This is a genomic window from Peribacillus asahii (assembly GCF_003570725.1).
Classification (GTDB): domain Bacteria; phylum Bacillota; class Bacilli; order Bacillales; family DSM-1321; genus Peribacillus; species Peribacillus asahii.
Map to the genome: position 1 here is coordinate 168169 of NZ_QWVS01000015.1, position 24585 is coordinate 192753.

The window sequence follows — 24585 nt, forward strand, 5'->3', positions numbered from 1 at the left end:
AATCTATAATACGATATAAATAATAATTATTATACAGTTGAGGAGGTTTTTACCATAAGAGAAAATTATGTAATTTTCACTATCGCTATTGTAGCAGGCTTATCATTCGGCTTTTTTCAAATTCAGCCTCATTACTTCGTCATCGTCTTTATTCCGTTCGTACTTTTAATTGGAATAATAAAGCTCTATCCATCCCTTTTTGCTAATAATATTGATCGAATTGAAAAATTTCTTATTCGTAATAAGAAACAACCTATCTATCAATTGACCTATGCATTGGCGAACCACCTAGATATGGAAGCAAAAGAAGCATACAACAAGATTATCCTAAAATATACCCATCCCACAAAATTAGCACAATTCCAAGTGCTATATGCACTGTACAGAAAAGATATAAAAACGGCTAAAACGGTTTTAAACGATGTAAAATCCCCCGAGCTCAAACTATATTATGAGATACAAATTGCTTTAGAGGAAAATGACCTAGAAAAAAGCCGACTTCTCATTCAAGATGTAAAAAAGATATGGATGAAAAATGCTGTAGAAGCAGACATTCTTCACAAAGAGGGAAATTTAGAACAAGCTAGAACCTATGCCCAACAGTCCATCAAAAGAACAAGAGGCATTCAAAAGTATACGTTAACCAAACACTTTGAATCTCTTTTAAACAAAGCTGCATAAAGTAAAACTTTCATTGAATAAAGAAACAAGACTGCTTTCGCCAATGAGCAGTCTTGTTTCTTCAGTATTATTCACGTTTTTTATTTTTTCCTAAGATAAAGATTGGCTCTAATTCGCCTTCTTCATATAAAAATGAAAGAGCAGTAATCGGTACATGTCCGCTTGCAAAGAAACTCATCGCCATTTGGGCCAAAACATCGTAACCTGTGTCATTTTGCACATCCGCAATAATAATGACATCTTGATGAGGAATAGCCAGTGCCATCGTTCCTTGAATCTTTTCCTTCATCTCACGAAGCCAAACGTCATTCACAATGCGACTTGCGTCGTACCCATCATTTGTATTTAAAAAATAAAACGTATTACCCGCAACCGTATCAGTTTTAACTTCTGTTGAAAGCGAACGTACGTTAAAACGGGCGACTTCACGAATTCTCTCGGCTTGCCACTGTTCACGCTCTAACATGCGTTCATCGATTAGACGATACGTATTACCTAAATCAAGTGCATAGAAAATGCGCGTCTCCGCTGTGTGCTCATCGAATAGAAAAGAATTTCCTTCTTCTGCTTCAGTCGGGAAAGATGTCGAACGAATAACAGGAAATATCGATTTTTCCTGTCCAGCCATTCGATGTTCTTCCCCCATAACCTGCAACGCTTCCTCTACATAATAAGCGACTTCTTCAATAGCCTTCTCTTGTACCAACTCGTAATTCGCAATGACTCTCGGTAATTCAATGGTGATTCCCTTACCTGTTTTCACATTCTCAATTCGTAATGTATCCTGTTGACTATTAAATTGAAACGTGCGATTTTCATCTGCTAATCGTTCTTTTAATAAATTCGTTAATTTCTTGCTGTTCATTTTCATGCTTAAGTCCTCCTTTGCAGAAAAAATGAGAAGGGCCCCCTAACTGAGAAAGGGCCCCTCCATTGATGGAAGTTTCACATTATAAACCTTGAATGAAATCCTCAATTTCTTGTTGTGTTTTACGGTCCTTGCTTACAAAGCGTCCTAATTCTTTTCCATTTTCATAAGCGATAAAACTTGGAATACCAAACACATCGTTTGCAGCGCACACATCAATGAATTGATCACGATCTACATGAATGAACGTAAACTCAGGAAACTTCGCTTCAATTTCAGGTAAGATTGGTTCGATTACACGGCAGTCTCCGCACCAATCTGCTGAAAAAAGAAAAATATGTTTCCCTTCATTTTTTAATGTCTCATATTGTTCTTCTGATTGTAATTGTTGCATGTTGTCATCCTCCACTTTCATAATGTCATAAGTATGATTATATCAAACTGTGCACGCTTCAACCATTGATATACAATCTCTGATGATATTCATATTGTCCAAGCAGCATGCTCATGATATGTTCAAACATTTTCACTCGGGTCATCCGCTCATTTGTAAACACACCAATGGCCCCTTCTTTTTTACGAATATTCGCTTTTTGAGTAAAATCCTCCATCACAGGACCAAGCTCTTCACCCTGTTCTAACCGTTTCGCTACAACATCAGGTAAAACGATGCGCGCTCCACCCGCAACCCAAACTCCACCGTCTCTAGTTGTCATCGCGCCCCAATTACAAAGGAATAAGCCCTGCTTCGTTTGCACAACTCCCCCTTCAAGACCAATGCCAATCTCTGCATCACTATGCTGTAAACAATTTTTCGCGCGATTGACGGCACCTTCAATAGTTTCTTCATCTGAAAATGGTTGAGTAGACACACCGCTTTCTACTGATAAAGAGAGCACCTCTGCTTCCGAAAACACCTTCATCACAGCTTGAACTTTCGCTGGATTCTTACTACCTACAGCTACTCTCATGTTGACACACCATCTTTTCTTATCCGTTATTCTTAATTGTTTCAAATGTTGTTTTATCACATGCACGCACTAATTTTCCAATTAATTCACGTGCGGCTGCATAGTCATCTACATGCATAATTGAAGCATGTGTATGGATATAGCGAGCACAGATGCCGATTACCGAACTTGGAATACCTTCATTGGCAATATGTACTTTACCAGCATCCGTTCCGCCTTGAGATACATAGTATTGATATGGAATATTATGCGTTTCCGCTGTATCCAAAATAAATTCTCTCATTCCTCGATGTGTAACCATCGTTCGATCAAAAATGCGCAATAATGCTCCTTTACCCAGTTGACCAAATTCCTTTTTATTTCCTGAAGCATCATTGGCTGGGCTAGCATCTAATGCAAAGAATATGTCAGGCTTAATAAGTGAGGCTGCTGTTTGCGCTCCTCGTAAGCCAACTTCCTCTTGAACCGTAGCCCCTGAATAAAGAGTATTCGGTAATGTTTCCCCTTGTACATCTTTTAACAATTCAATAGCTAATCCGCAGCCATAGCGATTATCCCACGCTTTAGCAAGAATTTTCTTCTTATTAGCAAGCGGAGTAAATGGACAGATTGGGACAATTTGTTGCCCGGGTTTAATGCCAATTTGTTTAGCATCTTCTTTATCATCCGCGCCAATATCAATTAACATATTTTTAATATCCATTGGTTTAGCACGAAGCGTTTCATTTAATAAATGCGGGGGAACGGAACCAATGACTCCAATTACCGGTCCATTATCCGTAATAATTTGAACGCGTTGTGCCATTAGCACTTGGCTCCACCAACCACCTAATGGCTGAAAACGAATCATACCATTATCCGTAATAGACGTAACCATAAAGCCAACTTCGTCCATATGGCCTGCTACAAGAACAGTTGGACCGTCTGCATTTCCTTTTTTTAAGCCGAAAATACTTCCAAGACGATCTTGAACAATTTCATCTGCATATTTTTCAAGCTCACTACGCATAAAAGCACGAACAGCATGCTCATTACCTGAAGTACCAGGCAATTCTGTTAACGTTTTAAATAGAGATAAAGTTTCATCATTCATTTTGATTTCCCCTTAACTTACGATTTTTCTTTCCTACTCTATATTCTACAGAAACTTTTAGGAAGTTACCATCAGACTCACTTGGAGAAAACTTCAAATTATTAGGCAACCTTTCCATTCTTCTGTATACTAGAAAATAAGAAATAAAAAAGGACATTGGAGGAGACACAATGAATTGGAAAAGCTTTTTATTAGGTGCTGCCGCTGGATTGGCTGCTGGGATCATCACAAAAGAATTACTTGGTCCATCTGGACATGCTTCTCCAGAAAAAGTACTAGCGGATGTTAAAGAAAAATTGAAGAAAAGCGGTCAAATTTACGGTTCATGGATTATGATGAAGCCTGAAACATATGTAAAAAACGAAGTGGAATACGAAGTATATAACGGTGGAATTACACGGAGCACCGATGACAAACGTGAGCAATTTGAATTTGTGGCCGATGCTAAAACCGGAACATTATTGGAATTAAATGTACGAGCCGCTGATTAATGTTGTGTGAAAGGCTGATATTAAATCAGTCTTTTTAATATTTATATACTACAGTACTTTTCGTGCGCAATTCGAGATTCATGCACAAACACTAAACAAGCCATGCACTATATGCACAGCTTGTTCTTTCTCCACATTATGGAGGTTTCACTTCCTTTACTCTCGTATCCGTTTTACTTCAGCAACGATCTCTTTTCCAGTTTGATCCCACTTCAGCGCACGATAATACGCATCATGATAGAAGCTATACCATACGTTATTCGCTAAACCATATTGCATCCATTTTTCTTTAGCTGCAATTGATGTCATTGGATAGTCGTCATATGCCATAACCCAAAGTACATTAGAGTGGGCGTGTGTAGGCATGATGTCAGCCATATGAATAAGCTGTTCTCCTCCATTTTCAATGACAATAATCGAATGCCCATCGCTATGGCCGCCCGTATGAATCATTTTTACACCTTCTGTAATCTCCTGTTCTGTATTAAATGGGCGAACTTGATTAGCAATTGCTTCCCAGTTTTCACGCCAATATGTACTTTTAGAGCGAATATTCGGGTTTCGCATTTCATCCCACTCAATTTGTGAGGTAATAATTTGGGCCTTCTCAAATACAGATACTGGCTGGTCATTCACAAGCTTCGTTAAACCGCATACATGATCAAAATGTAAATGTGTCATTAAAATGTAATCGATTTCACTTGGAACAATGCCAAGCTTGGCCAAATCTTCAACGACCTTAGATTCTTCTGTTATACCATAATTACGCTTTTGTTTATCCGTGAATTTTTCACTGCCAATTCCAGCATCAATCAGCATCTTTAAGCCATTTGCTTGCACAAGAATCGGATCTGTTCTCAGTTCAATTTGATTGTTTTCATTTGATGGATATTTTCTAATCCATAAAGGTTTAGGTACCACGCCAAACATCGCGCCGCCATCTAAATTCGTAACCCCACCATTTAACCAAGTCAAAGTAATTTCGCCAATTTGTAAAGTTTCCATTATACCCCTCCCTACCAACAGTTTAACATTAATATTTCAAAAAAATAACAATTTTCCATAAAAAAAGACATCTTAATAGATGTCTTTTAATAAAGTGAAGCTTCCATCAGTGGGGGTTCCCTCATCCCCACTGATGGTTAGTTGAACCAATCGGACCTTTACTATAAAAGCGAGGCGACTGTTCAGCCCCGACAAGCATAACAGCTTATGACCTCGAGGGGCTAGGAGCCGCAACTAGATGAGGGCAGTTGTCCCCACCTATCTTCTTTGTTTTCTCATAAGCTTGAGGTGGGGATCTTACTGCCCGTTAAGTGTGGGATAAATTATTGAAATCTTGCTTCTAAACGATAAATTCTATCGCCTTTGTTTGAGAATTTCTCTTCATATTCCGTCATAATATTTCCTTCAAAGTCACTGTTATGCAAATCTAGGCTAACAAATGTAAGCAGCATACCGTATTCTGATATACTCATTAACGAAGACTCAAATAATCCTTGATTATCCGTTTTGAAATGAATCTCACCTTGCTTTGGCAAAATATCCTCATAAATACTAAGGAAGGTTTTATATGTTAAACGGCGCTTCGCATGACGTTTTTTCGGCCATGGATCGGAAAAGTTTAAGTAAACACGGTTGACTTCTCCTTTGTCAAAGTAATCCCGTAAATTTACAGCATCTACATTCATCAACTTTAAGTTCGGTAATTCACTTTCAATTAATAAATCTAATGCTGTAACAATAACACTTGTAAAGACTTCAATTCCAATGAAATTGACATTAGGATGAGCTTTTGCCATTTCTGTAATAAAACGGCCTTTTCCTGTTCCTACTTCGATATAAATCGGATTGCTATTTCCAAATACTTCTCGCCATTTTCCTTTATGGCTTTCCGGCTGCTGAATCACATATTGCGGAAAATCTTTTAAACGCTCTTCAGCCCATGGTTTATGTCTTACACGCATGATGACACCCCTATAATTTATAAATTTCATTCATAACATCATATAACTCAACAATTATCCGTACAAGCGGGCAGCTTCTATCTTTTTTGCTCGTATAAAACGTTCGAGAACACGTACTATAAAAGAGAAAGGCCCTATAAAACACATGATTCATTTTAAATTTATTTAAGCTAAGTTCCTACCCTAAGAAACGAAGGTGAATATATGCCATTATCTCACGAACATCAACTTTCATTACTAACAGATATTCTCAGTAACCACAAAACTGATTGCTGCGGGTCCGTTTCTGAATGTGAACAAGTCAAAAGACTTGCCGCAGCTTTACTGGGCAATCAACATATCGATAGTCATGTCAAAACCATATTGACTGATATTTATACCTACAGTCAAAACGGAATAAATACAAACAATTTAGAGGAACATATTACCTCACATCAAGACAGTTTAACTCAATGGGTTGATGGCATTCATCAATTCAGCTAGCTTAACTCGCTAAAATATTAGCGAGTTTTTTAATCAGCCGATCTCTTTCTTCTATTCGACTTTTCGTATCATGCCATTTAATCGACAATAGCGCTTGCGAAGTGGTATGCCATTTCATTCTCATTTCTAAACATGCATCTAACGTTTTTCCATAACGCTCTAGCCACTGCCCCCATTGTGAACGCGGCACATAAGAATACAAAAGCATACCTAAATCAATCGCTGGATCAGCAATAACAGCTTCATCCCAATCAATTAAGAATAATTCATCATTTTCTGTAATTAACCAATTATTATGATTGACATCACAATGACAAACAACCCATTCATCACATTCAATCAATAAAAGATGGTTTTTCAGAAAAAGAATGCCTTCCTCAATAATTGACATTTGCGCTAATTCTGTAGTCAGTTCTGCAGTAATTTGTGTAAGTATACTCTCAGGTCTTAAAGGAGATTTTCCAAGCCGCTTTAGCATGCTTAGTAACGGAGATGACTGATGAATCTTTTGCAGCATCTCCGCTACACGATTATCATTCATTTCCCGTTGAGACAATTCTCTGCCTGGAAGCCACTGCTGAGCCGTAATCACATCTCCATTCTCAAGGCGTCTTGTCCACATTAACTTGGGAACAATCCCCTCAGCTGATAACACAGCAAGAAATGGCGATGAATTACGTTTCAGGAAAAGTTTTTGATCATCTTTAACAGCAATGAACGCTTCTCCTGTAGCTCCTCCAGCAGGAGAGATTTCCCACTCCTGACCTAATAAATGTTCCAACTGGTTCACCTTCAATTTCCTCGCTTAATAGACAAGCATAAGTGCCATTCAGCCACACAAGACTGGGCGCTAGAGCTAAACATCTGTATTCATTATTTCTACGTATATAAACATACATAATGTATGCATTAATCACCAATAAAAAATAGCTATTGAGCAATTTTACAATAGCCATAAAATAAATTTTAGTTGAAACCTTGTTTCCTCGTCAAGTAGTATACACAGATTCCCCTTAGAAAACATACTGATTCATTAAATTACCGACATAACTTACGAAGTTTGATTATCCTCAATCTGCTCGCTATCCTCTACTTGCCATTCCATTCTTTTCGTTGATGTTGTTTGACAATACTCCAATAACACCTGTGCACCTTTTAGTTGCTGATGCTTCAAAGGAGCTGACCCTTTACGAATTTTTTCAAACCAATCTGGAAAACTCCGCTTATCAATAATCTCTGTACCATATGGAGCAAGCGGATAGTCAATGTAACCATTCCGTGAGAGAACGACCTTCTTAATCGGTAGTGTCACTTCATATAGCTGAAAAAGCTGTGATACAATGCTCTCCATTCGATTAGCTGAAATCATTGGATTTAGCACTTTTTTATTTGGATACTTATGGTGCCTGCGTAACCAGAACTTTTCACTAGAGCCAGCAAACGCAGCATCTTCTTCCGCCTCTAAAAACGTAATACACCAAGCATCGGTCGGCGAAATGACAATGATGTCCACCTCGACAGGAGCATTCTTCAATCGAAATACCGGCTTGTACATGACAAGAAATGTATCAGGGAATCTTTGTAAAAAGAAGCGCAGTTTTTCATCTAAAAAGAAGGAAGAATCGACAAATGACTTTTCATGAATCGTTGAGCTGCCCCACTTCATCTGAAAGCGAAGCAATTGATTCAAAAAGGTTTGCTTTAAGTCCGCTAAACTCCCTATATCAGCAGGAATATGTAAGGAGAAAATATTATCTTCTCTTTTTGGAACCTCATTTTCTAGTTTGACTTCTTCCTCCTTATTTCGGCGGAACATTCCTTTTACCTTTTTGAAAATGCCTTTTTTCTCCTCTTCATATGCATTTTCGATCAAGTCCGCTTCATAAGTCGGGCTGAATAATTGCTCTAATTCGCCGTCTTGATACGCGGATTTTAACTTATCCCATTGTTGTTTTTTTAATCTGATAAACTGTGACGGATATCTATAAATATCCTGCTCATAGCGTGATACATAATCTTGCAATTTTATGAGCTGTGCCATCTACATTACCACCAGTCTTATTGTAATTGTACGGAACAAATCGGTTCATACGATGGCGATGCTCCGATATGTGTTTGATACAGTGTAATTGCTGAAGCTAAAAAGCGCTTTGACTCTAATCCTGTTAAAGACGAAGCTTGCTGGAGTGAAAAAGCTTCCTCCCCATTATATTTTCGCGCCAATGTAATATGCGGCTTAAACGGTTTAGGATCAAGAGAAAAACCCGCTTCTAGACAGGCTTGATACACCTTTTTTTGTACATCAAACAACCTTTGTTCAAACTCTACGCCTGCCCATAAAATACGCGGATAATCGTTTCTCCCAAACGTTCCTATCTCATCCAGAATTAACGGAAAAGCTGCTTCCTTTTCTAACGTTTGTTTCACGCGGGCTGCTGCTTCATTTCGCATCGATTCTGAAGCATGTCCCAAAAAAGCCATCGTAATATGATAATCGGCAGGATGGAGCCATTTCTTAAATGGAAATGCCGTTTTAAGTTGTTCTATTCGACCATATAGCTCTTTTTTTAGTTCATCCGGCAACGTTAAAGCAAAGAAAAAATGAGTATTCGCCATGCTGCACGCATCCCTTCTAAAATCTTTTATATTTTAACATACCATCACTAGCTTTTACTTTATCTATCCTATTTATAGGGTTGCTAACTAACTAAAGAAATATTTATTTAGAAATCGACCATATCGATTTAAAACCCAAAAGGCGATGTTTATCAAACTTTTGTACTGCATATGTGTTTTTCCTTTTATGCCCAGAATAAAAAACTCCTGCCGTATTTGGACAAGAGTTTCATTTCATTACGCTTTAAGCCTACCACATTGTCTTTCAATTTCTTCCCGAAAATAGACTTGCAATTGTCTCGTAATTGGACCTGTTTGTCCATCATTAATGATCTTCCCGTCAATGCTGACAATGGGAGTCACTTCCACACCCGTACTTGTGTACAGAACTTCATCTGCTGCCAGCATATCGGCTATAGAAAACGCCTCTTCTACAACTGGGATTCCATTTGCCTGACAAAGCTGCAGCATCACTCGACGAGTAATTCCATTCAAAATCAAATTGTTCGCTGGATGTGTTTTCAGCGTACCATCAACAATAATAGAAACATTGGATGAACTTCCTTCTGTTACTATTCCATCGCGGTGCAGTACTGCCTCTGCACACCCTGCTTCCACAGCTTCTTGCTTAGCCAAAATATTACCGAGTAAATTCAAGCTTTTAATATTGCAGCGTAACCAACGCATGTCATCTGTTAGTAAAGCTTTCACACCAGGCTTCACTTCTCCAGCGTATGGCATTTCCTTCGTATAAGCAATGAAAACAGGCTCCACCTCTTCAGTTGGAAAGGCATGATTTCGCGATGACGCCCCTCTCGTTAATTGCATATACACAATCCCAAATGTCAGACCGTCTTTCACAATCAATGCCTCTAATTTTGCCTTTAACTCCTCTAATGTAAACGGCACTTTTATACGAATAAACTTAGCACTCTCAAACAAACGCTTTAAATGCATCTCACTTGCGAATAATTGACCATTATAAATACGAATTACTTCATACACGCCATCTCCAAATTGATAACCGCGGTCCTCCACATCAATTTTTACAGCAGAACGAGTTATTAACTCGCCATTAAAAATTAAATTCCCCATTTTTGTCTATTCTCCTTATCTTGCTAATTCATAAATCGCGTGCGCATAGATGGCCGCTGCCTTTAACATATCTTCAATTTCAATATATTCATCTTTTTGATGCGCAATATCTTCGCTTCCTGGGAACAACGGCCCAAATGCTACCCCTGCCTTCAGCGAACGAGCATATGTGCCGCCGCCGATGGATAGCAGCTCCGCTTTTTCTCCTGTCTCTTCTTCATATACTTTTTGTAATGTTTGAACTAAGAAACTATCTTGGTCCACATGATGAGGCATAGAGTTTGAAAAAGATTCAACACGCCATTGAAACTTCAACAGTTTTGCTGTTAATGTCTCTTTTCCTTTTTCCCAATCAAATGTAACAGGATAACGCATCGTAAACCCGATGCTGCTATCTTTACCTTTTGAATAAATAAATTTACCGGCATTAATCGTTAAATCACCAGTGATTTCATCATGGTATGCTATACCTAGTTTATTGCCTCGCGAATCTTCAAACAAATAGTCGCGAATGAAGGTAAAATAAGTTTTCGCGTGTTCATCCACTTGTAAATCCGCTAAAAAGGAAGCTAGAAACAGCCCTGCATTCACACCATTTTTGGGCTCCATCCCATGAGCAGACACACCTTCAAGTTCAAATGTAATCTTGTTTTGCTTAATCTCACTCTTCCCTGTTAATGAATGCTTATGTAAAAATAATTCGTAATCCTGTTTCAGTTCGGCCGTTTGCGCCGTCTCAACTGTTGCAATCGCATAATCCGGCACCATATTCATGCGTCTACCTGATGAAAATTCAAGCACGTTGACCGCTGCTTTTTCTACATGTATCGCTGGAGGCTGTACGATTGCAAAATCCCATATGCCTTTTTCGGCATAGATAATAGGAAAATCCGCATCCGGTGCAAAGCCCAGTGTCGGCATTTCTTCTACTTCAAAATAACGGTCCACACAGCGCCAATCAGATTCTTCATCCGTTCCAATAATCATCCGAACCCGTTTATTTAATGGTAAATCCAGCTCTTTAATTACTTTCATTGCATAATAAGCAGCCATCGTCGGTCCCTTATCATCAATGGCACCGCGAGCATATATTTTACCCTCTCTAATTTCCGCTCCATATGGATCAGAGCTCCAGCCATCTCCCTCCGGTACAACATCAACGTGACATAAAATCCCTAACAATTCTTCACCTTGTCCCATTTCAATATGACCAGCAACATGGTCCACTTCTTTCACTGTGAAACCATCTTTTGCTCCTAAATCAAGCATATAATCAAGAGCTGCTTTGACTCCTGTACCCAATGGAGCCGTTTCAGTTGCAGCACTCTCATCTAATACACTTTTAATTTGTAATAACTGTTGAGTATCTGTTAATAAATCTTGCTTACGTATTTCGATTTCGTTTTGCCAATTAATCTTATCCAAAAGTCGACACTCCTTACTTCGATTTCGCTTTTATTTTAGCATAACGCTTCTGTCTCGACTCACTATTCCCTTTTTAAAGAATTATTAAAACAAAAACAATACCGCTCTCTTTTAAACAAGAACAGTATTGTTAAGCTAACACACCTATAAAATAACCAAAACCTATAAAGAAAGAACACCAACTAAACGCACCAACACAAGCAAAAAGGAGGTATTTACGTTGATTCATGCCACTCATCCCAGAACAATAGCTTGCAAGATGGCGTATCCCTGGAATAAAATAAGCAATCAATAATGTCCACGGACCATAACGAAGAAACCAACGTTCCGTCCGCTTTAATCGTGCCGGCGTTAATCGAAGCCATTTTCCATACTTATCTAAAAACGGCCTCCCAATTTTCCTTCCAATACAATAGCTAACGAGCATCCCTGTCATAGAGCCAAGAAAACTAACAAGAAGTGCTCCTTGGAAATTCAATACTGAAATAGAGGATAAGTAACCGACAAATGTCATCATTACTTCATCCGGTATCGGTAGTCCAATAATACCAATTGCCAGTAATCCATAAATTGCAAAATACCCATGTTGAGAGATTAATTGCTGTACTACATCCATTATTTGCCCTCATTCCGTTACAAGACGTGCTTCCATACCATTCTACCTTAAAACCCATTATGAAAAATAGGTAATAATTAGATTTTATATGCAGCAGGACAAAAGAAATATATTTAAAAGGCTCCATGGTACTCAATTTAAACTAAAAAAGACACCTCAATCAAATGAAGTGTCTCTAACATTATTTCACAAATTTAATTTCATCCACGGGCCAGTACACAAAATTTGCTTTACCAACAATTTCGTCAACTGAGACTGTACCAATTTCACGGCTATCTAAGCTATTACGGCGATTGTCCCCCATTAAAAATAGTTTACCTTCAGGTACCGTTGTGCCACCAGTAATCTCTTCAAGAGTAAAATTTTCTGTTAATAGCTCGCCGCCTAATTCCGCCTTATATTCGTCTAAATATGGTTCCTCATAAGCTTTACCGTTAATATACAATGTATCGTCTTTATATTCGATGTGATCTCCTGGTAAACCGATTACACGTTTAATATAATCACGTTCTTCCGTTGCATGGAACACGACGACATCGAACCGATCGATACTTTCAATATCGGTACCAAACTTATTCAAAATAATTCGTTCACGATCTAATAAAGTTGGCATCATCGATTCACCGTCTACAACAATTGGCGCAAAAATATATGTACGGATAACAAAAGCCAAAATAATAGCAATGGCAATTGCTTTAACCCACGAAAATAATTCTTTAGCTTTTCCCAATCTATGTCCCTCTTTCTTCTAAAAAATTCTTTTAGTCATTATACCATACTCTAATATATTTCATGCCACTATGAATACTCCCAAAAATTCCTTTTATTAAAAGAAAATAGTCGTAAGCACTCTCTCTATTTACTTACGACCATTTCAATTGAGTAATCAATACGATGATATATGATCCGTTGCAATTAACAGAAGAATAAGTAAAACATGTAAAAAAGCTACAAACCCATATACAGAGGCTTTAAATTCAGGTATATAAAGCGCTAACGGAAGTAAAATCCACGTTTCTACTCCAAGTGCCATAACTACTGTTCCAATTCTCTTCGCTAATAACTGTTCATTTCGAGGATGATAAAACTCGCCATATCCTGCAATAAACGAGACTTGTTGCTTTTTCCACACATACGTCCCTGTTCCGAATAAAAATAGGCCAACTATGAAGATAAATAATAACTTAAGAGCCATTACCTTCACATCCTTTTTCTTCCATTATAACTAATAGACGAAAAAAAACGAATTTCCACTAGAGGAATTCGTTTTTTCGTGATGCTATTCAATATTACATGAACCATCCGAGCAAGCATTTGCATCAGTCGATTCGTTCACCATTTGAAGCGGATATTCCTCGGTCCATACCTTTTGCAATGTATCCAAAAATACCTCTGTTGGCTGTGCTCCAGAAATACCATATTTCCGATTAATCACAAAGAATGGTACACCTCGCACCCCTAATAAACTTCCTTCTTGCTCATCCGTTCTCACTTCAGCTGTAAATTGATTGCCGGCTAACATCTCTGCTACTTCCGCTTGATCTAACCCAACTTCCGCCGCAAGTGCTGCCAATGTTTGATGATCACCTATATGCTTGCCTTCTGTAAAATAAGCTAAGAACAAACGCTCATTCACTTCTTTTTCCTTACCTTTTGTCGCAGCAAAATGCATGAAACGATGTGCATCAAACGTGTTCGTCAAAATCGTTCTCTCTAAATGATAGTCTAATCCTTCTGCTTTCGCTTGTGCGGTTAAATTGTCATTAGAGTCCTTTACTTGCTGAGCAGTCATATTATATTTTTTCATTAACATCTCATCTTGACTCATTTTCACGTCACGCTCAGCTTGTGGATCTAATTCGAAGCTTTTGAAAACAACTTCTACTTGATCTCGATGAGGAAACTGCGTTAACGCCTTTTCAAATCGACGTTTTCCAATATAACAAAATGGACATTGATAATCCGACCATACTTCTACTTTCATGAGGAGCCCCCTTCATTTAATCTGATACTTTTAAAAGCACATTTTATTCAAAATAAAATGCAATTAGCTTACACTAACTGCAATCATTATAAGCGCATTATATCGATTCCAATCTTGGAAAGCAATTGATTGGCTTTAATTAAAACATTCGTGCTCACTATGACTAAAATCAATATTTTTCATAAACTGCTCTAATGTATATTTCTTTAATTTATTAATCATTTCGAATTCCGCTTCATTTAATAATTCTTCTAAAGCATGATCGAGCTGCTTGCCAATTTCTCCACATTCAGATGTATCAGAACAAATCAAGCATTCCGGTCTAACGGCCTCATATACATCTCCCAACGTCAATTCATCGGCTGGAACCTTCAAACTATAACCGCCATCTCTTCCTTCCTTCGTATCAACGATTCCGGCAGCAGCTAGCTGAGCCAGCACCCGGCGCAAAAACGTAGCATGTGAATTCACTTGTGAAGCAATCTTGGCACTCGTCAATATCCTCCCGCTTTGTGCAAGCCAAACAAGTGAATGAATAGCAATCGCAAAACGAGGCGGTCCAATTTGCTGATTTCGATTTCCAGACATCCGAGCTCCCCCTTATTTCTCAGCCTTCTCTTCCTACCATTATACTGTTTTCATTTTTTCTGAACAAACGCCTCAGCCGTTACACTAAAAAAGACCTTCTCCTTTTTATTTAGAGGGAAGGTCTTTTTCATACATATTTAGCTTCTCTTTCACTGTTGTTTTCAACAGTTCATTCCACAATCTATAAGTACTTTTTCAATCTCACTTTTAAAATAAAAGCATCATTTTTCATTACAAAAAGGCAATCTTACTTAATAGTTCCTCTAGATTCGAAAAGCGCGTGCTGATTTCTGTAAATCTTCAGCCATTGTAGAAAGTGTATTTGTCGCAGACTCGATTTCAACCATTGAAGCAGTTTGTTGTTCAGATGCAGCGGCTACTTCTTGTGTATTACTAGACGCTCCCTCAGAAATCTGTCTAATCGTTTTGATGGAAGCAACCATATTTTCAGAACCATCCTTTATTTGTGTAACGGCCGTAGAAACACTCTGCATTTGCTCCGATACTCTTCTAATAGAATCGGAAATCGTGTTAAACGCATTACCGGCCTGTTGAACCGACACTATTCCATCATTCACGGCCATTTTCCCTTTATCGATTGCTAATATAGAAGCATCAATTTCCGATTGAATATCTCCGATAAGGTTGCTAATTTCTGCTGACGCTTGTCCCGATTGTTTCGCAAGTTTTTTTACTTCATCAGCTACAACAGCAAAACCTTTTCCATGTTCACCGGCCCTCGCTGCTTCAATAGCGGCATTAAGCGCTAATAAATTAGTTTGTTCAGCAATGGCTGTGATGACTGATACAATTGTCTCAATTTCCGTTGACTTATCTCCTAAGTGATTAATTATTCGTGAAGCGGCCTCCGTTGTTTCATCAATTGTTTTCATCTGATTGATAAAACCTTTAATGACTTCATTCCCATTCATAGCATCTCTAACCGTTTGCTCTGTCGTATCGTTCGTTATTTGAATAGTAGATGAAATGTTAGTAATGCCGTTAGAAATATCCGTTACTGTTTGTTCCACATTTTCTATACTTGTTACTTGTAATTCAGTTCCTGATGCAATCGATTGAATAGAAGCGGAGATTTGTTCTGTTGCACGTGTTGTTTCTTTTGCACTTACCGTTAGTTCTTCTGAGGAAGCATTAACTCGGTCAGCAGTCGTAGTAACTGTTTTAATTAATTGCTTCATATTATAGATCATTTCGTTAAAGCTATTACTTAAATCACCAATTTCATCCTTTGATTTAACTGAAACTTGGTCGGCAGTTAAATCACCACTTGCCACGACTTTCATTCCATTAGATACAGATAGAATTGGTTTCGTTATTCTATTTGTAATAAAAAAGGCTAAAATAATAATAAGTATGGAAGTTAAAGTAATGATTAGAATAAACGTCTTCTCAATAGATTGTGAATCAACCAAAACTAATTCCTCAGGTACACTAAAGCTTAGCCCAAACCCTATAGACTCTATCGGTGCGTACGCCACTAAATAAGGTTCATCCAACTGATTGAATGATGCTATTCCAGTTTCATGCAAACTCTTCTTTAACACCGAACTCCATGTACTATCGAAATCTGTCTCATCTATAGCAACACCGATTGCCTCTCCCTTAGGTGACATTTGAATACGCTCCTCGGCATCGACTAAAGTTGTATGCGTAGATAACTCCATACTAGTCGCTATATTGTTCACAGAATCCTTGTCATTAAGAAAGGTATCCAGCAATACTTCAAAATTTGCTGACCCTGCTAATACCCCAATGACCGTTCCCTTATTATCCTTTACTGGTACTGCGACAACGACAATACGATTTCCTGTTGCTTTTGAAATCAACACTTCAGAAAATACAGATTCACCTTTTAAAGCAGCCTGTATATATTCACGATCACTATAATCAGATCCGATACTTTCAGATGTTGTATGAGAAATAACGTCCCCTGCAGTGTCTGTCATAAATACCGTTTCCAATACCTCAGATCTTTCATTTACAAGCGAAATGAACGGATACATACGTTTGTTATCCAAAGATTTTATCATATCTGTTTCAGCGGCCAATTCAAGCTCTGACCTTTGAGTATTAAACCACTCATTCATTGCCTGTGCTTTACTTAAGACAAGGCTATGCATCGCACTTTTTTCTTTTTCTATTAATATGTCACTGCCTATCCTATCCACTATTATTGTGACAATAATTAAAGGAATAAGAGCAATAAGCAAAAACCAGCTAATAAACTTAGTGCGCATACTATTTAACCGTAACCCTTTCTTTTTTCTCATCACATAATTCCTCCTCAACACAAAAAAAGAAAATAGACCTATTATAATAGACCTGTATACATAAAATAAATTCTCTATCCATTTTTCTCCAAAGTGATTAGTCAAATAGTTTAGGCTCATGTGAAAGGGTGATTTCACATGAGCCTAGAATCAACAACATTATTTAAGAAATCCTAAAAATTAAGAAATATTTACTTTTATGTAGGTCTATTTTATCACAATTAAATCCAATTCGAAATTCAGTTTTACAAAAAAACAAAAATTTGTATTGGAGCATCTCTTCGCTCACCTTACATATAATCACGCAATATTTTAGTGATTAAGGACATTACATTAAAATCACCAGAAATATTTACCACTAGACTTTTTTAAAAAAAGTGTATTAAATAAAGGTGAAATAGCATATACTTTTACCAAATAAATGACTAAATATCCAATATTTCGATAATTTCAAACTTTCGAGTAGAAATTATCCAAATATAAGGGTAATATTAAATAAAGGACATCTTATTGTTTCTGGAAGTTTCCGAGGAGTTGTAGGGTGGGTCCCAGCAAGATACATAGAGACAGCCCGAAGCTGTCCGGCATATCGGTTGTTTTCATTTGTTCAACAAAACCAATGAAAAATAATTAAGGAGTGATTGTTTGAAACCTTCAACAAATCGCATGTTAACCCGTATTAAATCCGTTTATATGTTTATCAATGACAACGGTACGGTATCTACTCAAGAGATTGTAGAAGAATTTGGTATCACTCCTCGAACAGTACAGCGCGATTTAAATGTCTTAGCTTACAATGACCTGGTTAAAAGCCCAAGCCGTGGCTTCTGGACAACAACTAATAAGAAGGTAAAGATGTCATCTTAAACAAAAATCGATCCACCCGAAAATCGATGTGTATTATATGGAATGAGGCCGACATATTGTCCGCCTCATTTTTTTGCTATTGACCTCTCTTCAAGCCCTCTAGCTCCTCATCCGTCAATTCCCGATACTCTCCAAGTTCAAGCTCCTCATCTAACTGCAAGCTTCCCATTGACAAGCGTTTTAAATAAATCACTCGCTTATCGACAGCTTCAAACATCCGCTTCACTTGATGAAACTTCCCTTCGGTAATCGTCAGTTCAATGTCAGATGTGGGGCCTGATTTTAAAATAACGAGCTCACCTGGCTTCGTTAAATAGCCATCATCCAGGGTCACACCTGCTCGAAACGCTTCAATATCCCGCTCTGTCACTTCTCCTTCAATTACTGCAAAATACGTCTTCGGTACATGCTTTTTCGGTGATAATAATTGGTGGGCCAACTGACCATCGTTTGTAATCAGCAATAACCCTTCCGTATCTTTATCCAAACGCCCAACCGGAAACGGCTCATAGATGGAATCCTCAAGCCCCAATAAATCAATAACCGTTTCTTGATAATGGTCTTCCGTTGCCGATAATACACCGGGCGGCTTATTCATCATTAAGTACACAAATTCCTTGTACTCTATCTGTTCTCCATGAACGGTTACAATGTCTTCCTCCGGCTTCACATGCAGCTTTGCATCCTTAACGATGGCTTCATTTACTTTTACTGCTCCAGATTTCAGCAATCCCTTTACTTCTTTTCTACTTCCATAGCCAATATTTGCGAGTAATTTATCAATTCTCATATAATCTCTTTTTTCAACTCCATAAATTTCATAATAATATTCTCCATCTAATAGGTCGGTATCAACCTGCCAGTTTATACTTTTCCCTGCTAATTTATGTACTTTATCCGTAAAAAAGCAGAAAAAGCGGAGGAAGCTCCTCCACCTTCTATAATTTTAATCGTTTTTGCAAACGCTCGATCCGACTGCCAAATAATCGGTGAGCCAACTTACTTTTTAAAGCAACGGCTGCGTAAAAAAGACCGCCAAAGCCAACACAAATCGCAACTATGACAATCGCCTGCCATCTGCTTTCTACATCAAGGAACAACTCCAAGCCACTTTCTACACCCCAAACAATTAAAGCCATTCCAGCCGTGAAAGCAATAATAAGCAATGTTCTACGTATAATAAGATTATAGCGATAGCCTGTAAAATAAGAAATGAAAGCTAAATTTAACACAACAGCTGCTAGGAAACCAAGCGTTGTAGCATAAATTGAACCCTTCGTTTCAAACCATTGAATCAATGGAATGTTCAAGCTCAGCTTAACCAAAAATCCAACAAGCAGACTTAATATGGTAAACTTTTGCTCATTAATTCCTTGTAAAATAGCGGCTGTTACTGAAAATAACGCAAAGAGAATGGCTGTTGGCGCATATGCTTGAAGTACCTCTGTACCTAACGGGTTATGACTATAAAAAGCTGAATAAACCGGATCCGCTAACACAGACATCCCCACAACAGCTGGAATCGTCAAAAATAATAAAATCTGAAACGATTGATCGAGCTGATACTTAAACAGGTTGTGATCCCCACTGATATAAGCCTTTGTTACCGATGGCACAAGCGCCATGGAAAAACCAGTTGCAAGTGTCATTGGAATGATGACAAGCTTTTGAGCATACACATTCAAAATCCCTAATGCATCTTCAGAGATATTATCTAAACCAATAGAAACCATTGCTCGGTTAAATGTCAAAGAATCCACTTGCTGAAATAAAGGCATAGCAATCCCTACAAACACAAACGGAATCGATGAGAATAAAATCTCCTTATAAATTTGTACAAGTGAAATATGAACCGTGCCTTTATCTTGTGACAGTAACTGATCTAATTTTGGCTTTCGTTTTTTCCAGTGCCACAAAAGCACAGCCAGACCACCAACAGCCCCAACTGTTGCTGCAAATGTTGCGATACTAATAGCTGTTACCAATTTGCCGTCCATAAGTTTTAGCACAACATATACACCCGCTAAAAGGAAAACAATCCGAATAATCTGCTCTACTACCATAGAAACGGCAGAAGGCTCCATCTCTTCATGTCCTTGCAAAAACCCGCGGATAATGCTCATAAACGGAACGATAATAAGTGCAAAACTAATGGCACGAATGACGGCCGTTGTATCTTCAACCGGCAACGGATTCTCCCCAACCGTAACAAATCCCGCATAGAATGGAGCCATTGAATATAATGTTAAGAATGAAAGAAAACCAGTTATCAACATTAAAAGTAAACTGGATTTAAATAGCTTTCGACCTACAGCATATTCTTCTAACGCATTATATTTAGAAATAAACTTCGAAACAGCAAGGGGCATCCCCGCTGTCGCAAAACTAAGGAAAATAGAATACGGAACATATCCATATTGGTACAATGTAGCCCCTTTGTTGCCAACCATCGCTTCAAACGGGATTAAATAAAACAATCCTAAAACTTTTGATAAAATTGAACCAAGCGTTAATATAAAAGCCCCTTTTAAGAACTTAGACGACATATAATCCCATCCTGCCTGTATCAGTTACATTGAGAAACTCATCAATATCCTAACAAATCTAAACATTTCTGTATACTTGCCGATATAAAGAGTTTGTCTCAAAACAAAAACTACTCTTCAGTTTACCTTTTTCTAACACAATACTCAATCTAATTTATTCGTTATTTTCTACATTTACAAAAATGCTTTATAATAGGAAGAATGAAAATGGAGAAGTGGTGATAACTATTGAAATATGACGTAATTGTAATTGGCGGCGGCCCTTCTGGATTAATGGCAGCTATTGCGGCTGGTGAAAAAGGAGCTCGTGTACTTTTAGTCGATAAAGGCGAAAAGCTCGGTCGCAAGCTTGCCATCTCTGGTGGCGGGCGTTGCAACGTTACCAACCGTTTATCGATTGATGAAATTATTCAGCATATTCCCGGCAATGGACGTTTTCTATACAGCGCCTTCTCGGAATTTAACAATGAAGACATTATTCAATTTTTTGAAAAACTAGGTGTACAACTAAAAGAAGAAGATCATGGACGCATGTTCCCAGTAAACGATAAAGCACAAAGCGTTGTCGATGCACTGTTAACTCGCCTGAATCAACTTAATGTCACTATTTATAAAAATGCTCCTGTTGCCGACGTCCTGTATGAAGAGGGTCATACAGCAGGAATACAGCTAAAAGATGGACAAACATTCGAGGCGAATGCTCTTGTCATTGCCGTCGGAGGTAAATCTGTGCCGCATACAGGTTCTACAGGCGACGGTTACGCTTGGGCTAAAAAAGCAGGACATACTATTACTGAATTATTCCCTACAGAGGTTCCCGTCTTAAGCAACGAGCCGTTTATCAAGGCTAAAACGTTGCAAGGTCTATCGTTACGAGATATCTCTCTTAGCGTGCTTAACCCAAAAGGAAAACCATTAATCACGCACCGTATGGATATGATTTTCACCCACTTTGGCATCTCCGGTCCAGCCGTGCTGCGCTGCAGTCAATTTGTTGTCAAAGCGATGAAAAAGTGGAATCTGCATGAAGTGACCATGCAGTTGGATGTTCTTCCCGACCAAAATAAAGAAGAGGTATTTCAAATGCTCATGAAAGAAATTAAAGCTGAGCCGAAGAAAGCAATTAAAAATACGTTAAAAGGTCTAGTACCTGAACGTTACTTACATTTCTTATTAGAGCGCAGCGGCATCGATCTTCAAGAGCAAGGAGCTATGCTCTCTCACGAAAAAATCCGCCGTTTAGCGGAATTATGTAAGGACTTTCGCTTTACTGTAAATGGGACACAACCGCTTGAAAAAGCTTTCGTTACAGGTGGTGGTGTATCTGTTAAAGAGATTCACCCGAAAGAAATGGCTTCCAAATTGATGGATGGACTTTACTTCTGCGGTGAAATTTTAGACATACACGGCTACACAGGCGGCTACAATATCACATCCGCACTCGTTACCGGCAGACTCGCTGGGATGAACGCAGCTGCTTTCTCTAAAAACAAGTAAGAAGCAAGTGTCTCTGCCTATTTTTATGTGATGTGAATATATTCTTCTCAAATGATGATATTAACAAAGAACGAACCTTATTTGGGAGGAAGCGATTATGGTAAACTCAGAGGATTTTGTAGAAAGAATTCAAGAGCAGCAACAAAAACAAGAAAAAAACAAACAACACCAAGGCAACGGAAATCCTGCCAAGAAAAAGCCGAACAAAACCCATAAATAACGAAAACTCATAAAAGGCTGTTCAATCGAGCAGCCTTTTGTATGCCCCAAATACATCCCTACTGACGGAAACTTTATTTAATTGCCAGCCAAATTTCATTATAAGAATTTGCACAATAGAGATCAGAATCTATATATGCTTCAATTGGCGGAATGTTAGCAGGTTCATAAACGTTAGACGCAAACCATTTTGAATCAATTTGTTTCCACGTATTAATCATAGCGGTCGGAATGGGTCCTCGTACTTCAAAAACGATCCATTTGGATGCAGGTAATTCAAAACTCCATAATTCAGTTGACACTTCACCACTATATTCCGCAGCAATCCAGTAGTCCATCTTATTTGTCTCTTTATTAAAATTTTCTGTAATACCCAATAAACCTTTAATTTGTCCATTATTTAATTGAGACAATTGAGCAACCGTTCCATTTTCATGAGCTTCACTCCAGAACTTTGGAATGTCTGGAATTCCGCCCTCCTCTGCTGTACACAAACATTCTCGCTTCACACCTACTACTTGAAAAGCACCTCTTTCAACAATGTGATATTTCATTAGTTCTGCTCCTTCCAGATTTACTTGTGTCATCTTATACTCGATAAAGATGGAATAAATCATCCCTTAATCCAAAACGGACTCGCAATCAATACTAGGATGATATCGATACTTCGCAAGATCTATTTTATCATTTTGAATTTGGACACCCTCCTGTTCAAGCTTCATTTTTTGAACAAATCTTACCTCTTCATTTTTAATGCTTATTTCCCCTTTCGCATTAATGACACGATGCCAAGGAAGCTCATATTTATGACTGCTTGAATGTAAAATTCGTACAACTTGTCTGGCTCCTCTTGGACTTCCAGCCAGCTTAGCAATTTGCCCATATGTCATAACGTTTCCAGGTGGAATTTGTTGAATCATTTGAATAACTCGCTCTGTAAACTTTTCCATAATTTCCGCTCCTTAAAACGCAGTTATGATTAAGACGTTATATAAAAATACAATAAAGCAGAACAGAGCAACGTCCCCATTAGCGCTTATTGATTCACAATCGAATGTCTTATTTTTGTTGATGATACCTTAGTTTTTTCAAACAGACAACACAAAGAGCTGCCTCCATACTGAGACAGCTCCTTCACTTTTTCTTATAAACAATCATTGCACTAAAGCAGTAAATTTGTTCATCTTCCTCTTCAGCATTCATAGCCACATTATATTTAATATCGACAATTTGACTGTCGCGAATGTTAACGAGAAAAGCGTTCATTTCTTCTTCTAAATCCTTTTCATGCTCCGTATCAAACAACTTCACTTGAATCATCGGCGTCTTCCCTGCCTTTATTTTTTAAAACAGGGTACCCTATTTCAAGACATGTTATACCTTAAATTATTTAAAAACGACTTCCCCTGTCCATTCGAGCATACCGCCAGTCATATTCACAACTTTAAAGCCTTGTTCCTGTAGGTAATGACAAACATTTTCACTTCGACGTCCTGAACGACAAACGAAGATATACTCTTTTTCTTTATCAAATTGATCAAGATTTGCTGGAATTTCATTCATCGGAATATGTTTTGCTTCTCCAATCATTCCCATTTGTACTTCTTCATCTTCACGCACGTCAACAATTTCTAGTTGTTCTCCTGCTTCAAGCTTAGCTTCTAATTCTGCTGGAGTAATAATTTTAATTTCTGACATCCTAGCACCTCATTCATAAGTTTTCTCTATTTCATTATAACTATTGAATATAGTAAGGTAAAATTTCACCTTTGAAATTATTTTTTCTCATACAAGAGCATATACTCCTACTAGAAAAGGAGGGGTCATATTATGGGGATTCGGTTTCTTAAGATTTCCGTTGTGTACTTCATCATCGGTGTTGGTTTAGGTATGTTTATGTCGATTACACATCATTTTGAGTATGCTCCATCCCATGCACATATCAATCTTTTAGGCTGGGCTTCCTTTGCACTTGCAGGCCTTATTTATCACCTCTTCCCAGCTCTAGCCGAAAAGCTTCTCGGTAAGCTTCACTTTTGGCTGACTAATATCGGATTGCCAATCATGATGATTAGCCTTATCGTGCTCGAATCTGGAAACGCTTCCGTTCAGCCCCTCGTAGCTATTGGAGCCAGCATCATGAGTCTCGGTATTCTTTGTTTTGTTCTTAATGTACTTATCAATCTTCATAATACTAACAAATAATCATCCACCTTCTAATACCACCTTTTCAAGCCTCAAAAAATTGGGGCTTTTTTTACTTTTCCTTTTCTCCATTCTTAAGCAA

At 38.0% G+C, this 24585-nt stretch carries 30 protein-coding genes; 7 read left to right on the plus strand and 23 right to left on the minus strand.

The window, feature by feature from the left end; genetic code table 11:
• The first annotated feature begins 294 nt into the window (after window positions 1–294).
• Window positions 295–681, plus strand: a complete 387-nt coding sequence (locus D1953_RS09230) for a hypothetical protein (protein WP_119116891.1) — start codon at window positions 295–297, stop codon at window positions 679–681.
• Window positions 682–748: 67 nt separating this feature from the next.
• On the opposite strand, the gene D1953_RS09235 is transcribed toward D1953_RS09230, so the two are convergent.
• The 4 genes from D1953_RS09235 to D1953_RS09250 all read right to left on the minus strand — a co-directional run bounded on the left by D1953_RS09235 (window position 749) and on the right by D1953_RS09250 (window position 3613).
• Window positions 749–1546: a DUF1444 domain-containing protein gene (locus D1953_RS09235; protein ID WP_119116969.1), complete on the minus strand. Its 798-nt coding sequence runs from the start codon at window positions 1544–1546 to the stop codon at window positions 749–751.
• 85 nt (window positions 1547–1631) lie between these two features.
• Window positions 1632–1943 (minus strand): thioredoxin family protein, encoded by a 312-nt coding sequence (locus D1953_RS09240; RefSeq protein ID WP_119116892.1) that lies wholly within the window; start codon window positions 1941–1943, stop codon window positions 1632–1634.
• Between the two features lie 58 nt (window positions 1944–2001).
• Window positions 2002–2520: a DUF84 family protein gene (locus tag D1953_RS09245; protein ID WP_119116893.1), complete on the minus strand. Its 519-nt coding sequence runs from the start codon at window positions 2518–2520 to the stop codon at window positions 2002–2004.
• Window positions 2521–2539: 19 nt separating this feature from the next.
• Window positions 2540–3613 (minus strand): M42 family metallopeptidase, encoded by a 1074-nt coding sequence (locus D1953_RS09250; RefSeq protein WP_119116894.1) that lies wholly within the window; start codon window positions 3611–3613, stop codon window positions 2540–2542.
• A gap of 170 nt (window positions 3614–3783) precedes the next feature.
• Between D1953_RS09250 and D1953_RS09255 the strand changes: the two genes are divergently transcribed.
• On the plus strand, window positions 3784–4104 hold the full coding sequence (locus D1953_RS09255) for a PepSY domain-containing protein (protein WP_119116895.1): 321 nt from the start codon (window positions 3784–3786) through the stop codon (window positions 4102–4104).
• Window positions 4105–4260: 156 nt separating this feature from the next.
• Here the strand turns inward: D1953_RS09255 and D1953_RS09260 are convergent, their stop codons facing one another.
• Both D1953_RS09260 and trmB read right to left on the minus strand, forming a co-directional pair.
• The gene (locus D1953_RS09260) at window positions 4261–5109 is read right to left on the minus strand and encodes a YtnP family quorum-quenching lactonase (protein ID WP_119116896.1); all 849 of its coding nucleotides are present in this window, start codon (window positions 5107–5109) and stop codon (window positions 4261–4263) included.
• Between the two features lie 323 nt (window positions 5110–5432).
• Window positions 5433–6071, minus strand: a complete 639-nt coding sequence (trmB, locus tag D1953_RS09265) for a tRNA (guanosine(46)-N7)-methyltransferase TrmB (protein WP_119116897.1) — start codon at window positions 6069–6071, stop codon at window positions 5433–5435.
• A 204-nt stretch (window positions 6072–6275) separates the two neighbouring features.
• Between trmB and D1953_RS09270 the strand changes: the two genes are divergently transcribed.
• A complete protein-coding gene (locus D1953_RS09270; RefSeq protein ID WP_119116898.1) occupies window positions 6276–6554 on the plus strand; it encodes a YtzH-like family protein in 279 nt (92 codons plus the stop codon).
• A gap of 1 nt (window position 6555) precedes the next feature.
• Here the strand turns inward: D1953_RS09270 and D1953_RS09275 are convergent, their stop codons facing one another.
• The 11 genes from D1953_RS09275 to D1953_RS09325 all read right to left on the minus strand — a co-directional run bounded on the left by D1953_RS09275 (window position 6556) and on the right by D1953_RS09325 (window position 17169).
• Window positions 6556–7335, minus strand: a complete 780-nt coding sequence (locus D1953_RS09275) for a phosphotransferase family protein (RefSeq protein WP_119116899.1) — start codon at window positions 7333–7335, stop codon at window positions 6556–6558.
• Between the two features lie 270 nt (window positions 7336–7605).
• Entirely contained in the window at window positions 7606–8595 is a 990-nt protein-coding gene (locus tag D1953_RS09280; protein ID WP_119116900.1) for an NERD domain-containing protein, read from the minus strand.
• A 17-nt stretch (window positions 8596–8612) separates the two neighbouring features.
• Window positions 8613–9170, minus strand: coding sequence for an RNA 2',3'-cyclic phosphodiesterase (thpR, locus tag D1953_RS09285; RefSeq protein WP_119116901.1), 558 nt, complete (start codon window positions 9168–9170; stop codon window positions 8613–8615).
• Between the two features lie 237 nt (window positions 9171–9407).
• On the minus strand, window positions 9408–10265 hold the full coding sequence (gene dat, locus D1953_RS09290) for a D-amino-acid transaminase (protein WP_119116902.1): 858 nt from the start codon (window positions 10263–10265) through the stop codon (window positions 9408–9410).
• Window positions 10266–10280: 15 nt separating this feature from the next.
• A complete protein-coding gene (gene pepV, locus D1953_RS09295; RefSeq protein ID WP_119116903.1) occupies window positions 10281–11690 on the minus strand; it encodes a dipeptidase PepV in 1410 nt (469 codons plus the stop codon).
• Between the two features lie 130 nt (window positions 11691–11820).
• A complete protein-coding gene (locus tag D1953_RS09300; RefSeq protein WP_119116904.1) occupies window positions 11821–12306 on the minus strand; it encodes a DedA family protein in 486 nt (161 codons plus the stop codon).
• Between the two features lie 181 nt (window positions 12307–12487).
• Window positions 12488–13036 carry a signal peptidase I gene (lepB, locus tag D1953_RS09305; protein WP_119116905.1) on the minus strand — a complete coding sequence of 183 codons (549 nt, stop codon included), beginning with the start codon at window positions 13034–13036 and terminating at the stop codon, window positions 12488–12490.
• A 156-nt stretch (window positions 13037–13192) separates the two neighbouring features.
• Window positions 13193–13501 carry a hypothetical protein gene (locus D1953_RS09310; RefSeq protein WP_119116906.1) on the minus strand — a complete coding sequence of 103 codons (309 nt, stop codon included), beginning with the start codon at window positions 13499–13501 and terminating at the stop codon, window positions 13193–13195.
• An 84-nt stretch (window positions 13502–13585) separates the two neighbouring features.
• The gene (locus tag D1953_RS09315) at window positions 13586–14290 is read right to left on the minus strand and encodes a DsbA family oxidoreductase (protein ID WP_119116907.1); all 705 of its coding nucleotides are present in this window, start codon (window positions 14288–14290) and stop codon (window positions 13586–13588) included.
• Window positions 14291–14425: 135 nt separating this feature from the next.
• A complete protein-coding gene (locus D1953_RS09320) occupies window positions 14426–14878 on the minus strand; it encodes an RrF2 family transcriptional regulator (RefSeq protein WP_119116908.1) in 453 nt (150 codons plus the stop codon).
• A 263-nt stretch (window positions 14879–15141) separates the two neighbouring features.
• Window positions 15142–17169 carry a methyl-accepting chemotaxis protein gene (locus tag D1953_RS09325; protein WP_182480554.1) on the minus strand — a complete coding sequence of 676 codons (2028 nt, stop codon included), beginning with the start codon at window positions 17167–17169 and terminating at the stop codon, window positions 15142–15144.
• Window positions 17170–17814: 645 nt separating this feature from the next.
• On the opposite strand from D1953_RS09325, the gene D1953_RS09330 reads away from it, so the two are divergent.
• Window positions 17815–18036: a DeoR family transcriptional regulator gene (locus D1953_RS09330; RefSeq protein ID WP_119116910.1), complete on the plus strand. Its 222-nt coding sequence runs from the start codon at window positions 17815–17817 to the stop codon at window positions 18034–18036.
• Window positions 18037–18112: 76 nt separating this feature from the next.
• On the opposite strand, the gene D1953_RS09335 is transcribed toward D1953_RS09330, so the two are convergent.
• Together D1953_RS09335 and D1953_RS09340 are read right to left on the minus strand one after the other, a co-directional pair.
• Window positions 18113–18826 (minus strand): pseudouridine synthase, encoded by a 714-nt coding sequence (locus D1953_RS09335; protein WP_119116911.1) that lies wholly within the window; start codon window positions 18824–18826, stop codon window positions 18113–18115.
• A 148-nt stretch (window positions 18827–18974) separates the two neighbouring features.
• The gene (locus D1953_RS09340; protein ID WP_119116912.1) at window positions 18975–20582 is read right to left on the minus strand and encodes a putative polysaccharide biosynthesis protein; all 1608 of its coding nucleotides are present in this window, start codon (window positions 20580–20582) and stop codon (window positions 18975–18977) included.
• Between the two features lie 228 nt (window positions 20583–20810).
• Here D1953_RS09340 and D1953_RS09345 point away from each other — a divergent pair, with 228 nt between their 5' ends.
• Together D1953_RS09345 and D1953_RS09350 are read left to right on the plus strand one after the other, a co-directional pair.
• On the plus strand, window positions 20811–22079 hold the full coding sequence (locus D1953_RS09345) for a BaiN/RdsA family NAD(P)/FAD-dependent oxidoreductase (protein ID WP_119116913.1): 1269 nt from the start codon (window positions 20811–20813) through the stop codon (window positions 22077–22079).
• Window positions 22080–22176: 97 nt separating this feature from the next.
• Window positions 22177–22299, plus strand: a complete 123-nt coding sequence (locus tag D1953_RS09350) for a DUF4023 family protein (RefSeq protein WP_119116914.1) — start codon at window positions 22177–22179, stop codon at window positions 22297–22299.
• Between the two features lie 73 nt (window positions 22300–22372).
• Here the strand turns inward: D1953_RS09350 and D1953_RS09355 are convergent, their stop codons facing one another.
• The 4 genes from D1953_RS09355 to D1953_RS09370 all read right to left on the minus strand — a co-directional run bounded on the left by D1953_RS09355 (window position 22373) and on the right by D1953_RS09370 (window position 23996).
• Complete coding sequence (locus D1953_RS09355) at window positions 22373–22852, minus strand: GyrI-like domain-containing protein (RefSeq protein WP_119116915.1); 480 nt, start codon at window positions 22850–22852, stop codon at window positions 22373–22375.
• A gap of 66 nt (window positions 22853–22918) precedes the next feature.
• Entirely contained in the window at window positions 22919–23248 is a 330-nt protein-coding gene (locus D1953_RS09360; RefSeq protein WP_119116916.1) for an MGMT family protein, read from the minus strand.
• Window positions 23249–23432: 184 nt separating this feature from the next.
• Window positions 23433–23618: a sporulation protein Cse60 gene (locus tag D1953_RS09365; RefSeq protein WP_119116917.1), complete on the minus strand. Its 186-nt coding sequence runs from the start codon at window positions 23616–23618 to the stop codon at window positions 23433–23435.
• A gap of 66 nt (window positions 23619–23684) precedes the next feature.
• Entirely contained in the window at window positions 23685–23996 is a 312-nt protein-coding gene (locus D1953_RS09370; RefSeq protein ID WP_119116918.1) for a rhodanese-like domain-containing protein, read from the minus strand.
• Between the two features lie 132 nt (window positions 23997–24128).
• On the opposite strand from D1953_RS09370, the gene D1953_RS09375 reads away from it, so the two are divergent.
• A complete protein-coding gene (locus D1953_RS09375) occupies window positions 24129–24503 on the plus strand; it encodes a cbb3-type cytochrome c oxidase subunit I (RefSeq protein ID WP_119116919.1) in 375 nt (124 codons plus the stop codon).
• The last annotated feature ends 82 nt before the right edge of the window (window positions 24504–24585 follow it).